The sequence below is a fragment of the uncultured Bacteroides sp. genome, assembly GCF_910586915.1.
Classification (GTDB): Bacteria; Bacteroidota; Bacteroidia; order Bacteroidales; family Bacteroidaceae; genus Bacteroides.
The window spans coordinates 1-15,187 of sequence record NZ_CAJULN010000016.1; the positions used below are offsets into that span (position 1 = coordinate 1).

At 45.8% G+C, this 15,187-nt stretch carries 11 protein-coding genes; 10 read left to right on the forward strand and 1 reads right to left on the reverse strand.

What is annotated here, in order from left to right:
• The first annotated feature begins 301 nt into the window (after positions 1-301).
• The 9 genes from QZ331_RS07740 (at position 302) to QZ331_RS07780 (ending at position 12,301) form a co-directional block, all read left to right on the forward strand.
• Positions 302-892, forward strand: coding sequence for a V-type ATP synthase subunit E family protein (locus QZ331_RS07740; RefSeq protein ID WP_294629357.1), 591 nt, complete (start codon positions 302-304; stop codon positions 890-892).
• An 11-nt stretch (positions 893-903) separates the two neighbouring features.
• Positions 904-1,746 (forward strand): DUF2764 family protein, encoded by an 843-nt coding sequence (locus QZ331_RS07745; protein ID WP_294629358.1) that lies wholly within the window; start codon positions 904-906, stop codon positions 1,744-1,746.
• 18 nt (positions 1,747-1,764) lie between these two features.
• Positions 1,765-3,525 carry a V-type ATP synthase subunit A gene (locus tag QZ331_RS07750; RefSeq protein ID WP_294629359.1) on the forward strand — a complete coding sequence of 587 codons (1,761 nt, stop codon included), beginning with the start codon at positions 1,765-1,767 and terminating at the stop codon, positions 3,523-3,525.
• A gap of 30 nt (positions 3,526-3,555) precedes the next feature.
• On the forward strand, positions 3,556-4,881 hold the full coding sequence (locus QZ331_RS07755; protein ID WP_294629360.1) for a V-type ATP synthase subunit B: 1,326 nt from the start codon (positions 3,556-3,558) through the stop codon (positions 4,879-4,881).
• 43 nt (positions 4,882-4,924) lie between these two features.
• Positions 4,925-5,530 (forward strand): V-type ATP synthase subunit D, encoded by a 606-nt coding sequence (locus QZ331_RS07760; RefSeq protein ID WP_004297640.1) that lies wholly within the window; start codon positions 4,925-4,927, stop codon positions 5,528-5,530.
• Positions 5,527-7,353, forward strand: coding sequence for a V-type ATPase 116kDa subunit family protein (locus QZ331_RS07765; RefSeq protein ID WP_302580729.1), 1,827 nt, complete (start codon positions 5,527-5,529; stop codon positions 7,351-7,353). The genes QZ331_RS07760 and QZ331_RS07765 overlap by 4 nt, the downstream gene beginning before the upstream one ends.
• A 32-nt stretch (positions 7,354-7,385) precedes the next feature.
• Positions 7,386-7,805 (forward strand): ATPase, encoded by a 420-nt coding sequence (locus QZ331_RS07770; protein WP_294629362.1) that lies wholly within the window; start codon positions 7,386-7,388, stop codon positions 7,803-7,805.
• Between the two features lie 232 nt (positions 7,806-8,037).
• Positions 8,038-9,699 carry a glycosyltransferase gene (locus QZ331_RS07775; protein ID WP_294629363.1) on the forward strand — a complete coding sequence of 554 codons (1,662 nt, stop codon included), beginning with the start codon at positions 8,038-8,040 and terminating at the stop codon, positions 9,697-9,699.
• 37 nt (positions 9,700-9,736) lie between these two features.
• Positions 9,737-12,301 carry a glycosyltransferase family 1 protein gene (locus tag QZ331_RS07780; RefSeq protein WP_294629364.1) on the forward strand — a complete coding sequence of 855 codons (2,565 nt, stop codon included), beginning with the start codon at positions 9,737-9,739 and terminating at the stop codon, positions 12,299-12,301.
• Positions 12,302-12,546: 245 nt separating this feature from the next.
• On the opposite strand, the gene QZ331_RS07785 is transcribed toward QZ331_RS07780, so the two are convergent.
• A complete protein-coding gene (locus tag QZ331_RS07785; protein WP_294629365.1) occupies positions 12,547-13,650 on the reverse strand; it encodes a TlpA disulfide reductase family protein in 1,104 nt (367 codons plus the stop codon).
• Between the two features lie 138 nt (positions 13,651-13,788).
• Here QZ331_RS07785 and potA point away from each other — a divergent pair, with 138 nt between their 5' ends.
• On the forward strand, positions 13,789-15,180 hold the full coding sequence (gene potA, locus QZ331_RS07790; RefSeq protein WP_294629366.1) for a polyamine ABC transporter ATP-binding protein: 1,392 nt from the start codon (positions 13,789-13,791) through the stop codon (positions 15,178-15,180).
• Positions 15,181-15,187 lie beyond the last annotated feature (7 nt).

The following is a 15,187-nucleotide window of genomic DNA, read 5'->3' on the forward strand; positions in this document are numbered from 1 at the left end:
GTTTTCAAGAGGAAGCCCTCCGGTCCGAAAGGAACCGGGGGGCTTTTCTGGTTTATACAACCCTGCCGGAAAATAATATTCCATCGTTTCCCCTTTAATATCCATGCCTGATATAAATAAAAACACGCTTTTGTACTCCTTATATATTGGCTTTCTCACTCGGTAAAATGAGAAAAAGTATCATTTAGTTATATTTCTTTTCTTCTTTCTCTTTTTTATCAAATTGATTTTTGTAAATTTGGCGAGAATCTAAGAAGGTATACAATTAATACAAGTAATAATACTAAATACTCCTGTTAATATGGAAAACAAAATTCAAGAGTTGACCGATAAGATTTATCGTGAAGGCGTGGAAAAAGGAAACGAAGAAGCGCAGAGACTTATCGCGAATGCTCAGGAAGAAGCAAAAAAAATCATTGAGGATGCTCGTAAAGAAGCAGAATCAATCGTAAACTCGTCTCGTAAATCTGCTGACGAATTGGTGGATAATACAAAATCAGAGTTAAAACTCTTTGCTGGTCAGGCTGTAAATGCACTTAAATCGGAAGTGGCGACTATGGTTACTGATAAGTTGATAACCGCTTCTGTAAAAGATTTCGTTCAAGATAAGGATTATCTGAATGCGTTTATTGTTTCATTGGCGTCCAAATGGAGTGTGGACGAGCCTATCGTTATCTCTACAGCCGATGCGGAATCACTGAAAAAGTATTTTGCTGCTCATGCGAAAGCATTGTTGGATAAGGGAGTAACCATACAACAAGTAAACGGTATCAAGACTTTGTTCACAGTTTCTCCGGCGGACGGTTCGTACAAGGTGAACTTTGGAGAAGAAGAATTCATGAATTACTTCAAAGCGTTCTTGCGTCCTCAATTAGTAGAAATGCTATTTTAAAAGAAGCAACTATGAGTAGTAAGTACTATTACCTGGTAGCAGGTTTGCCGGAACTTTCGCTGGAAGACAGCAAACTGAGCTATACGGTAGCTGATTTTAAAACAGAAATCTATTCGGAATTGTCTGCTTCCGATCAGAAGTTAGTTGATTTGTTTTATCTGCAATTTGATAATGCGAATGTGCTGAAACTTTTGAAGGACAAAGAAGCGGATATCGACAAACGTGGAAACTACTCTGCCGAAGAACTTACGGAGTATATTTCAATTTTGAAAGAAGGTGGAGAGGTCAGTCCGAAGGAATTTCCAGCTTACCTTTCCACATTTATTATTGATTATTTGAATACACCGGCAGATATTGCGATGTTGCATGAAGATTATCTGGCAGCTTTGTATTACGAATATGCAATGAAATGTGGAAATAAGTTTATTGCCGCGTGGTTTGAATTCAATCTTAACATCAATAATATACTGGTGGCTTTTACTTGCCGTAAGTTCAAGTGGGACATCGCTTCTCACATTGTAGGGAACACGGAAGTATGCGAGGCTTTACGTACGTTGAGTGCCCGTGATTTCGGATTGTCCGGCGAAGTGGATGTTTTTGAATCGTTGGTAAAAATCAGTGAGATTACGGATTTGGTGGAACGCGAGAAAAAACGGGATGCGTTGCGATGGAATTGGATGGAAGATGCTATCTTCTTCGACTACTTTACCATTGAACGCATTTTTGCTTTTTTATTGAAGTTGGAAATGATTGAACGGTGGATTTTATTGGATAAAGAAAGAGGAAGCCAGTTATTCAGAAGCATTATTGATTCGCTGAAGAATGATGTGCAGATTCCTGCGGAATTCAGATAATAAATTATAAAAAAATATATGGCAACAAAAGGAACTGTTAGTGGCGTTATTGCCAACATGGTGACCCTCGTCGTTGACGGACCGGTGGCTCAGAATGAGATATGTTATATTTCGACCGGTGGCGACAAGTTGATGGCGGAGGTGATTAAGGTGGTAGGTTCGCAGGTATATGTCCAGGTGTTTGAAAGTACGCGCGGACTGAAAGTGGGAGCTGAAGCCGAATTTACGGGACATATGCTTGAGGTGACATTAGGCCCGGGTATGTTATCGAAAAACTACGATGGTCTGCAAAATGACCTTGATAAAATGGACGGCGTTTTCTTGAAGAGAGGACAATATACCTACCCGTTGGATAAGGAACGTGTATGGCGTTTCGTTCCGTTGGTAAAAGCGGGTGACAAAGTGCAGGCGTCTGCATGGTTGGGGCAAGTGGATGAAAACTTCCAGCCTTTGAAAATGATGGCTCCGTTCACTTTGAAAGGAACGGCTACTGTAAAAACAATCAGGCCGGAAGGCGATTATAAAATAGAAGATACAATCGCAGTTCTGACGGATGAAGAGGGAAATGACATTCCTGTGACTATGATTCAGAAGTGGCCGGTAAAACGTGCCATGACAAACTATAAGGAAAAACCGCGTCCTTTCAAACTGTTGGAAACCGGTGTGCGTGTAATTGATACGCTGAATCCGATAGTGGAAGGAGGTACAGGCTTTATTCCCGGTCCGTTCGGTACAGGTAAGACGGTGCTTCAGCACGCTATTTCCAAGCAGGCAGAGGCAGACATCGTAATTATTGCCGCTTGTGGTGAACGTGCCAATGAGGTAGTGGAAATCTTTACCGAGTTTCCCGAATTGGTGGACCCGCATACGGGACGTAAGTTGATGGAGCGTACCATTATCATTGCCAATACTTCCAATATGCCGGTGGCTGCCCGTGAGGCGTCTGTATATACGGCAATGACTTTGGCGGAATATTACCGTTCGATGGGATTGAAGGTGTTGTTGATGGCAGACTCTACTTCCCGTTGGGCACAGGCTTTGCGTGAGATGTCCAACCGTATGGAAGAGTTGCCTGGTCCCGATGCCTTCCCGATGGATATTTCGGCTATCATCTCCAACTTTTACGGTCGTGCAGGATATGTAGAACTGAATAATGGTGAAACAGGTTCCATCACCTTCATCGGTACGGTATCTCCTGCCGGTGGTAACTTGAAAGAACCGGTTACAGAGAATACGAAGAAGGTAGCCCGTTGTTTCTATGCGTTGGAACAAGACCGTGCCGACAAGAAACGTTATCCGGCAGTGAATCCGATCGATTCTTATTCCAAATATATCGAATATCCTGAATTTGAGGAATATATTACAGGTCATATCAACGGCGAATGGATTGGTAAGGTAAACGAACTTAAAACCCGTTTGCAACGTGGTAAGGAAATTGCCGAACAGATTAATATCTTAGGTGACGACGGTGTGCCGGTAGAATATCACGTTATCTTCTGGAAGTCGGAACTGATTGACTTCGTTATTCTCCAACAGGATGCATTTGACGAAATTGATGCAGTGACTCCTTTGGAACGTCAGGAAGATATCCTGAATATGGTGATTGACATCTGTCATACGGAATTTGAATTTGACAACTTCAACGAAGTAATGGATTATTTCAAGAAGATGATTAATATCTGCAAGCAGATGAACTACTCAAGATTCAGGTCGGAACAGTATGAAGGATTCCAGAAACAACTGAAGGAACTGATTGCTGAAAGACGCATTCAATCGTAAATCATAAATTGTTAATTGTAAATAAGTAAGATGGCAACAAAAGCTTTTCAAAAGATATATACCAAGATTACTCAGATTACCAAAGCTACCTGCTCGCTGAAAGCGACGGGAGTAGGGTATGACGAGCTTGCCACTGTGAACGGCAAACTGGCACAGGTGGTTAAGATTGCCGGTGACGATGTTACGCTACAGGTATTTGAAGGCACGGAAGGTATTCCTACCAATGCCGAAGTCGTGTTTCTTGGCAAATCGCCTACGTTGAAAGTAAGCGAGCAGTTGGCAGGGCGTTTCTTCAATGCTTTCGGTGATCCGATTGACGGAGGACCGGAGATTGAAGGACAGGAAGTGGAAATCGGTGGACCGTCGGTGAATCCGGTGCGACGCAAACAACCGTCGGAACTGATTGCGACAGGTATTGCCGGTATTGACTTGAACAATACGTTGGTGTCCGGTCAGAAGATTCCGTTCTTTGCCGACCCTGACCAGCCTTTTAACCAGGTAATGGCAAATGTGGCGTTGCGTGCCGAAACTGATAAGATTATCTTGGGCGGTATGGGTATGACGAATGATGACTACCTGTATTTTAAGAATGTATTCTCCAATGCCGGTGCGCTCGACCGTATCGTGAGCTTCATGAATACAACTGAGAATCCGCCGGTAGAGCGTCTCTTGATTCCGGATATGGCGCTGACTGCTGCTGAATATTTCGCAGTAAATAACAATGAGAAAGTCTTGGTACTGTTGACGGATATGACCAGCTACGCCGATGCGTTGGCCATCGTGTCCAACCGTATGGATCAGATTCCTTCAAAGGACTCTATGCCGGGTTCGCTTTATTCCGATTTGGCGAAGATTTACGAGAAAGCGGTGCAGTTCCCTTCGGGCGGTTCGATTACGATTATTGCGGTGACTACGTTGTCCGGTAGCGATATTACGCACGCTGTGCCTGACAATACGGGGTATATCACTGAAGGTCAGTTGTTCTTGCGTCGTGATAGTGATATCGGTAAGGTGATTGTAGACCCGTTCCGTTCGTTGTCTCGTCTGAAACAGTTAGTGACAGGTAAGAAAACACGTAAAGACCATCCGCAGGTGATGAATGCTGCCGTGCGTCTGTATGCCGATGCCGCTAATGCCAAGACAAAAATGGAAAACGGTTTCGACCTGACGAACTACGACGAACGTACGCTGGCTTTTGCGAAAGATTATTCTAATCAGTTGTTGGCTATTGATGTCAATCTGGATACTACTGAAATGCTGGATGTGGCTTGGGGCTTGTTCGGCAGATATTTCCGTCCGGAAGAAGTCAATATCAAGAAAGAGCTTGTTGACCAATATTGGCCGAAAGACGAATAACAATAAACTGGTGATTAATAATTTATAATTAGTAATTAACAACGTGGCTATAAAGTTTCAATATAACAAAACCTCTCTTCAGCAGCTTGAAAAGCAACTGAAAGTGCGGGTGCGTACGCTTCCTATTATAAAGAACAAGGAAAGCGCCCTCCGCATGGAAGTGAAACGCTGCAAAACGGAAGCGGCTGATTTGGAGGATAGGCTCGAACAGCAGATTCAGGCCTATGAAGCCATGTTCGCCCTTTGGAATGAGTTTGACGCTTCATTGATAAAGGTAAATGATGTTCATCTTGGTGTAAAGAAAATTGCGGGCGTACGTGTGCCGTTGCTCGAAAATGTAGAATTCGAGATACGTCCTTACAGTATGTTTAACGCTCCCAAGTGGTATGCCGATGGTATCCATCTTTTGGAAGAGCTTGCTCATACGGCAATCGAACGTGAATTCATGCTCGCCAAGTTGAATTTGTTAGAACATGCAAGGAAAAAGACCACTCAGAAAGTAAATCTTTTTGAGAAGGTACAGATACCGGGCTATCAGGATGCATTGCGAAAGATTAAGCGGTTTATGGAAGATGAAGAGAATCTGTCGAAGTCTTCGCAAAAGATTATGAAGTCCCATCAGGAAAAGAGGAAGGAGGTAGAAGCATGATTACAAAAATGAAGAAACTTACATTCCTTGTTTATCACAAAGAATACGAGTTGTTTTTGCAGAAAATCCGGGAACTGGGAGTTGTCCATATTGTCGAAAAGCAGTTGGGCGAGATGGACGACGACTTGCAGCAATTCATACAGAAGCGTGTGCTGTATAAGAATATGCTTCAAAATATGTATGCGTTGGCTGAGAAGCAACCGGATGAAACGGTCTATGCAGACCGGTCGGCAGACAGTCTGGTACAGCAATATGAAGATTTGCAGGCACGTATACAGGATGTGAACCAACAGCTTCCGGCTATCTCGAAGGATATTGCACAGATGGAAGTGTGGGGCGATTTCGATTGGAAGTCGGTTCGTCGGCTGGAAGAGTCCGGTTTCTCTATGTGCTTTTACACTTGTCCGGAGAAGGAGTTTGACGAAGCATGGGTGAAAGATTCCGGCGCTATTGTCGTGAACGAATCCGGCGGACATCTTTACTTTGTGACTGTCACTCCGCAACCTGCGCAGTTGGAGTTGGAACCACTCCGTTTGCCATCCTTAAGCCTGTCTGAACTGAAAGACAAGAAAGCCGATACGGAAGAAATGCTTTTGCAGGCAAAAGACGAATTGAAAACATTCTGCAAAAGATATTATCGCACGTTGGAAAGTTCCAGCATCGAACTGGAAGGAGAAATCGACTTGCTGAAAGTAAAGCGGAACAGTAGGGGAATGGCCGAAGGCGTAGTTGTGTTGCTCGAAGGCTGGATTCCCGAAGAGAATCAGGCAGAAGTTCAGTCATTGCTCGACAATAGCAGCGTATATTACGAGATGCGTTCGGCAACGCGGGAAGACAATGCTCCCATTAAGTTGAAGAACAATGCATTTACACGTATGTACGAGGTGTTGACCAAGATGTATGGTATGCCCGACTACGCAGAGTTCGACCCGACACCGATTCTTGCGCCGTTCTTCTCGCTCTTCTTTGCTTTTTGTATGGGAGATGCAGGTTACGGACTGGCTTTGATTCTTTTAGGTTTTATATTAAAGAAGAAAATGCCGGAATCCATGCGCGGAATGATGAACTTAGTGATAACGTTGGGAGTCTTTACGGCTGTTATCGGTGCCATATTGGGTACATTCTTCGGTGTGAATCTGTTCGACCTTGAGTTGCCCGAAAAACTGAAACAGTTTATGATTGTAGGAAAAATCGGCGAAACGACATACGACAAACAGATGTTGCTGGCGCTCATCATCGGTGTGGTACATATCTGTATTGCTATGCTGGTGAAGGCAATCGGCCAGACTGTACGTTTCGGATTTAAGGAGTCGCTTAGTGCATGGGGATGGTTGTTGCTGGTAGTCGGATTTATCTGCACCGGCGGTCTTTCCTTCTTCAAAGTGATTTCCGAAGACGTTTCTACCTGGGCATTTATAGTGATTGGCGGTGTTTCTGCCATCGGTATCTATTTGTTGAATAACATCCATCGGAACGTATTTACCAATATCGGTGCAGGTATATGGGATACTTACAACATGGCTACAGGGCTGTTGGGAGATGTCCTTTCCTACATCCGTCTCTATGCTTTGGGTCTGGCGGGCGCTATGCTCGGCGGGGTATTCAATCAGCTTGCTTTTATGGTAAACGATGCGGCAGGACCGGTGCTTGGCTGGCTATTCTGCGGACTGATATTAATCTTCGGTCATACGCTGAACATCGCCATGTCTTGTCTGAGTGCCTTTGTGCACCCGCTCCGTCTTACATTTGTCGAATATTTTAAGAATTCCGGTTATAATGGTAAGGGCGAAGCCTATAAACCATTTGCCACAGTGAAAAAATAATCAATTAGAAAATAAATAAAAATAGAAAAGTTATGAATGAAGTTTTAGGTTATTTGGGTTTGGGCCTGATGTTGGCCCTTGCAGGAATCGGTAGTTGTTTTGGTACAACCATTGCGGGAAATGCGGCAGAGGGCGCTTTGAAGAAAGACCCTTCCAAGTCTGCAGGCTATATGATTCTGTCGGCACTTCCGGCTACTCAGGGTTTGTATGGTTTTGTGGCTTTCCTGATGTCTATGGGCAGAGACTTCTCGACAGACGGACCGTTGATGTTGGGTGTCGGACTTGGCGTCGGCTTGGTTTGCTTGTTCTCGGCTATCCGTCAGGGCCAGGTATGTGCTAACGGTATTCTTGGCATCTCTCAGGGACACGACGTGCAGACCAACACGATGATTTATGCGGCTCTTCCCGAGTTTTACGCTATTTTGGCGTTGGTGGCAGCATTGATGGTGTAATATCCGGACATATTGTTTTCATATTAGATTTTCAGAAGTATAATTCCCTCTGAAAAATGCTTGAATCCCCTTGTTAATGCGGCTTTGCGTTAGTAAGGGGATATTATTTTTTTTACTGCAAACAGATGTATCTTTCTTCCTCCTGCCTCATATTTTTTATATAAAGTATTATTTTTCAAAGAATAATGTGTACTTTTGCACCCGCATACTAAAAAGAGTTTTAATATATTATATGGTAAAAGATTTATTAACCCCCGATTATATCTTCGAATCCAGTTGGGAAGTATGTAATAAAGTAGGAGGGATATATACTGTTTTGTCCACGCGAGCAAATACATTGCAGGCAGCGTTTCGTGATAGAATCTTCTTCATCGGTCCTGACGTGTGGCAAGGAAAGGAAAACCCTCTGTTCATTGAGTCTGACAATTTGTGTGCTGCATGGAAGCAATATGCGCATGAGAAAGACGAACTCTCCGTTCGTGTCGGACGATGGAATATTCCCGGTCAACCTATAGTCATCTTAGTTGATTTCCAACCTTTTTTTCAGAAGAAGAACGATATATATACAGAAATGTGGAATCGTTATCAAGTCGATTCGTTGCACGCTTATGGTGATTATGACGAAGCGTCCATGTTCTCGTATGCTGCGGGCAAGGTGGTAGAGAGTTTCTATCGTTACAACCTGACAGATACGGATAAGGTGGTATATCAGGCTCACGAGTGGATGACAGGAATGGGAGCACTTTACGTACAGGATGCTGTGCCCGAGATAGGTACTATTTTTACAACCCATGCGACCTCTATCGGCCGTTCGATAGCCGGCAACCATAAACCGTTGTACGACTATCTCTTTGCTTACAATGGCGACCAGATGGCGCAAGAGTTGAATATGCAGTCGAAACATTCGATTGAGAAACAGACGGCACATTATGTCGACTGCTTCACGACAGTCAGTGAGATTACCAACAATGAATGCAAGGAATTGCTCGACAAGCCGGCGGATGTAGTGCTGATGAACGGTTTTGAAGACGACTTTGTGCCGAAAGGAAGTACCTTCACCGGCAAACGCAAGCGTGCGCGTGCACTGATGCTGAATGTGGCGAATAAGTTGTTGGGCACCAACCTGGGCGACGATACGCTGATTGTCGGAACCAGCGGACGCTATGAATTCAAGAACAAAGGAATCGACGTATTCCTCGAAGCCTTGAACCGTTTGAACCGCGATAAGAATCTGCATAAGAATGTGTTGGCCTTTATCAATGTGCCCGGTTGGGTAGGCGAGCCTCGCGAAGACTTGCAGGAACGCTTGAAAAGCAAGAAGAAGTTTGACACCGCCCTGGAAGTGCCGTTTGTCACCCATTGGCTGCACAACATGACCCACGACCAGGTGTTGGATATGCTGAAATACTTGGGAATGGGCAACCGTCCGGAAGATAAAGTGAAGGTGATTTTCGTGCCTTGCTACCTCAACGGCCGCGACGGCATTATGAATAAGGAGTATTACGACCTGCTGCTCGGGCAAGATTTGAGTGTGTATGCTTCCTATTACGAACCCTGGGGATACACCCCGTTGGAAAGCGTAGCCTTCCGCGTGCCGACAATTACGACCGACCTGGCAGGATTCGGGCTTTGGGTAAACAGCCTGAAAAACCAGCATGGCATCGACGATGGAGTAGAAGTGCTGCATCGTTCGGATTATAACTACTCGGAAGTGGCAGATGGCATCAAGGATACGATTACGCTCTTCGCCGATAAGCCGGAGAAAGAAGTGAAGGAAATCCGCAAGCGTGCCGCCGACGTTGCCGAGCAGGCTTTGTGGAAACATTTCATCCAATATTATTATGAGGCTTACGATGTTGCTTTACGCAATGCGATGAAGCGTCAGTTGAGTTAAGAAAGAAATTATTCATCAATAAGTAAACAAAAACATTATGAGAGTTAAAGTTAGTAATGTGAATACTCCCAACTGGAAAGAGGTTACTGTAAAGTCACGTATACCGGCCGAGTTGGAGAAGTTGTCTGAAATCGCACGTAACATTTGGTGGGCATGGAACTATGAAGCAACCGAACTGTTCAGAGACTTAGACCCTGCTCTTTGGAAAGAATGCGGTCAGAATCCGGTATTGTTGCTGGAGCGTATGAGTTACGAAAAGCTGGAGGCTTTGGCTAATGACAAGGTGATTCTGAAAAGAATGAACGAAGTTTATGCGAAGTTCAGAGCTTACATGGATGTGAAGCCCGACAACCAACGTCCCTCGGTAGCCTATTTCAGCATGGAGTACGGATTGAGCCATGTACTGAAAATCTATTCAGGCGGTTTGGGCGTATTGGCAGGCGACTATTTGAAAGAGGCTTCCGACAGCAATGTCGATTTGTGTGCCGTAGGTTTCCTTTACCGTTACGGATACTTCACCCAGACACTTTCTATGGACGGACAGCAGATTGCCAACTACGAAGCACAGAACTTCGGCCAGCTTCCCATCGACCGTGTGCTGGATGCAGAAGGCAAGCCGTTGGTAGTCGATGTTCCTTACCTTGATTATTATGTTCATGCCAACGTATGGCGTGTCAACGTAGGACGCATCTCTCTGTACCTGCTCGATACGGACAATGAGATGAACAGCGAGTTCGACCGTCCTATCACTCACCAGCTCTACGGAGGCGACTGGGAGAACCGTCTGAAACAGGAAATCCTGTTGGGTATCGGTGGTATCCTGACACTGAAAGCATTGGGTATCCAGAAAGACATCTACCACTGCAACGAAGGACACGCTGCACTTATCAACGTTCAGCGCATCTGCGACTATGTGGCAACAGGGCTGACTTACGAACAGGCTATCGAGTTGGTTCGTGCCTCTTCTCTCTACACAGTTCACACACCGGTTCCTGCCGGCCATGACTATTTCGACGAAGGTCTGTTCGGCAAATACATGAGCGGTTATCCTGCACGGATGGGCATCACCTGGGACGACCTGATGGACCTCGGACGCAACAATCCGGGCGACAGAGGCGAACGTTTCTGTATGTCGGTCTTCGCTTGCAACACTTCGCAGGAAGTGAACGGTGTAAGTTGGTTGCACGGAAAAGTATCGCAAGAAATGTTCTCTTCCATCTGGAAAGGTTACTTCCCCGAAGAGAGCCACGTAGGCTATGTGACAAACGGTGTCCACTTCCCCACATGGAGCGCTACGGAATGGAAACAACTATACTCCAAATACTTTAAGGACAGCTTCCTGGCCGACCAGTCCAATCCTAAGATTTGGGAAGCTATCTACAACGTGCCCGACGAAGAAATCTGGGAAACACGTATGAAGATGAAGAACAAGTTGGTCGACCACATCCGCAAGTCGTTCCGCGACACTTGGCTGAAGAACCAGGGAGACCCCTCGCGCATCGTTTCGCTGATGGATAAAATCAATCCGAACGCGTTGCTGATAGGTTTCGGTCGTCGTTTTGCTACTTACAAGCGTGCACACCTGCTATTTACCGACCTCGAACGTCTGGCTAAGATTGTGAACAACCCCGATTATCCGGTACAGTTCCTCTTCACCGGTAAGGCGCATCCGCACGACGGAGCAGGACAGGGCTTGATTAAGCGCATCATCGAAATCTCCCGCCGCCCGGAATTCCTGGGTAAGATTATCTTCCTCGAAAACTACGATATGCAGCTGGCACGTCGTCTTGTTTCCGGCGTTGATATCTGGCTGAACACTCCGACCCGTCCGTTGGAAGCATCGGGTACATCGGGTGAGAAGGCGCTGATGAACGGTGTTGTCAACTTCTCCGTATTGGACGGTTGGTGGCTGGAAGGTTACCGCGAAGGTGCAGGATGGGCGTTGACCGAAAAACGTACTTATCAGAACCAGGAACACCAAGACCAGTTGGATGCTGCTACCATTTACAGCATTCTTGAGACTGAAATCATGCCGTTGTATTACGCACGCAATAAGAAAGGCTATTCCGAAGGCTGGGTGAAGGTAGTGAAGAACTCTATCGCACAGATTGCTCCTCATTATACAATGAAGCGCCAATTGGACGATTACTACAGCAAGTTCTATTGCAAGCAGGCAAAACGTTTCGCTGCGTTGGCTGCCGATAACAATGCGAAGGCAAAAGAAATCGCTGCCTGGAAAGAAGAAGTTGTCGCTAAATGGGATTCCATCGAAATCGTATCTTGCGACAAAGTGGAAGAGCTGAAGAATGGCGACATCGAAAGCGGAAAAGAGTACACCATTACTTATGTAATCGACGAGAAAGGTTTGAACGACGCCATAGGACTTGAACTGGTTACTACTTACGCAACGGCAGACGGCAAACAGCACATCTACTCCGTAGAACCGTTTGATGTAATCAAGAAAGAGGGCAACCTGTATACATTCCAGGTGAAACACAGCTTGTCCAACGCCGGTAGCTTCAAGGTTTCTTACCGTATGTTCCCGAAGAACCAAGACCTTCCGCACCGTCAGGACTTCTGCTACGTACGCTGGTTTGTGTAATTGCTTCATGAAAAAAGCCGGGAAGGTGAATCGTCTTCCTGCTTTTTCAAGATAGAAATAACCCCTGCAACTTTTTACAGATGCAGGGGTTTTCTATTGTTCCCAATGTTTGAAACAATCGTTCCCAATGTTTGAAACTGTCGTTTCCTATGCTTGAAACTGTTGTTTCCTATGCTTGAAACTGTCGTTTCCTATACTCGAAACAATCGTTTCCTATACTCGAAACAATCGTTTCCTATACTTACTTACTTGAGGGCTTCCGCAACTTTTGTTTGCAATTCCTCACCGTGAAGTCCTCGTGCGATGATAGTTCCTTCGCCATCTATCAGTACGGTGTGGGGAATACCGGTTACGGCATAAAGCTGTGCCCCTTCGCTTTGCCAGAACTTAAGGTCGGACATTTGCGGCCAGGTCATATTCAATTTCTTGATAGCCTCTTTCCAGGCAGCACCGTCCTGGTCTAAAGAAACCCCTACGATTTCAAAGTTCTTGTCTTTGTATTTGGCGTAAGTTTCTACTAAGTTAGGCATTTCGCGACGGCAGGGACCGCACCAGCTTGCCCAGAAGTCAACCAATACCACCTTGCCTTTACCTGCGTAATCAGACAATTTCACTGTCTTTCCTTCGGGAGTCTGCATCTCGAAGTCTGTGAATTTGCTGCCTATCGCAGTTTTCTTCTCTTTTTCAATCTGCTTTTTGATGTGTACGATTACCTCGTCGTTCTGATATTGTGCGGGAATTGCCTGCAACAATTCTTCGTTTTCAGCCGTTGAGTTGTCGTAGAATGTCTGTTTGAAGAAGTACACACCCACCGGATTGCCGATGTTTTTCTTCACCCCTTCTTTGATAAGCGTAGCATATTCTTCTTGCAGTTTCGCGTTTTCCTCCTGTTTTGCCATCTTCTCTTCGTCGGTGAGGGTAGTGTCTCTCATAGACTGATAGATAGCTATTGCTTTGGAACGAAGGTCGTTTATCGGAGTTCTGAGTTCCTGGTATGCATCGTTGCTCGGAGTTCCGGTGGCAGAGTCGTTGTCTTTGGTCAGTGCGATGTTGATTTTTCCGTTTTCGAGGAAGAAGTCCATTTGCAACGGAGCGTTCTGTGTTTTGCAAGTGATATAACGGCTCACGGTAGAGTCCTGCGTACCTTTGAAAGTGAAGGTTCCGTTAGTAATGACGGCAGTGTCCAGCGAGACGAATCTCCGGTTGGCCCGTTCCTGCAAGAATACACTGTCACCATCGTTTGCACCTTCTACGGTTCCGGTGATAACGTATCCGTTTTGCGTTCCGCCGCCACAGGCTACCATGCCCATTGTGGCAGTTGCGAGAACTAAAAAAGTTAACTTTTTCATGATTTTGTAAAATTAGTGAATAAATATTTATGCAAAGATAGATTATTTTTCTCTCGTGCATCGAAAAACACTGTTATATTAGATTAACACTATGCGAAAACCGTAGAAATATGTACCTTTGCACCCCAAACTTTTAGTATGAATATGCAAGAAGATAAATCCATCATTGAAGTGAGCCATGTCTCGAAGTATTTTGGCGAGAAAACAGCATTGGATGATGTGACGCTGAACGTGAAGAAAGGCGAGTTTGTGACCATCCTCGGACCTTCCGGTTGCGGAAAAACCACGTTGTTGCGTCTCATAGCCGGTTTTCAGACGGCTTCGGAAGGCGAAATACGAATTTCGGGTAAGGAAATCACACAGACTCCGCCCCACAAGCGTCCGGTGAACACGGTATTTCAGAAATACGCCCTGTTTCCGCATTTGAATGTATATGACAACATCGCTTTCGGCCTGAAACTGAAAAAGACTCCGAAGCAGACCATCGAAAAGAAAGTGAAGGCGGCACTGAAAATGGTGGGCATGACCGATTACGAATACCGCGATGTCGATTCGCTCTCCGGCGGACAGCAGCAGCGTGTAGCCATCGCCCGTGCCATCGTTAATGAACCCGAAGTGCTTCTGCTCGACGAACCGTTGGCGGCACTCGACCTGAAAATGCGCAAGGATATGCAGATGGAACTGAAGGAGATGCATAAAACCCTGGGTATCACCTTTGTCTACGTCACCCACGACCAGGAGGAGGCGCTTACGCTGAGCGACACGATTGTCGTAATGAGCGAAGGCAAGATTCAGCAGATTGGCACGCCGATTGATATTTACAACGAGCCGGTCAACTCGTTCGTTGCCGACTTTATCGGCGAGAGCAACATCCTGAACGGTACGATGGTACGCGACAAGTTGGTGCGCTTCTGCGACGCGGAGTTCGAATGCGTAGACGAAGGATTCGGCGAAAACACCCCCGTAGATGTAGTGATACGTCCGGAGGATTTGTATATTTTCCCGGTTTCGGACATGGCACAGTTGACGGGCGTGGTGCAGACCTCCATCTTCAAGGGCGTGCACTATGAGATGACGGTGCTTTGCGGCGGTTATGAGTTTCTTGTGCAAGACTACCACCACTTTGAGGTAGGAGCGGAGGTCGGTCTGTTAGTGAAGCCTTTCGACATCCATATCATGCAGAAGGAACGCGTCTGCAATACGTTTGAAGGCAAGCTGCTCGACGCCACTCATGTGGAATTCCTGGGTTGCACTTTCGAGTGTGCTCCGGCGGAAGGCGCGGTTCCCGATAGCGCCGTCCGGGTGGAAGTCGATTTCGACAAGGTAGTGCTTCAGGACAACGAAGAGGACGGAATGTTGACGGGCGAAGTGAAGTTCATTCTTTACAAGGGCGACCACTATCACCTCACCGTCTTTTCCGACTGGGACGAGAATGTGTTTGTAGACACGAACGATGTGTGGGACGATGGCGACCGCGTAGGTATCACCATCCCTCCGGAAGCCATTCGTGTAATTAAAATAACCGATTAACAGGAAA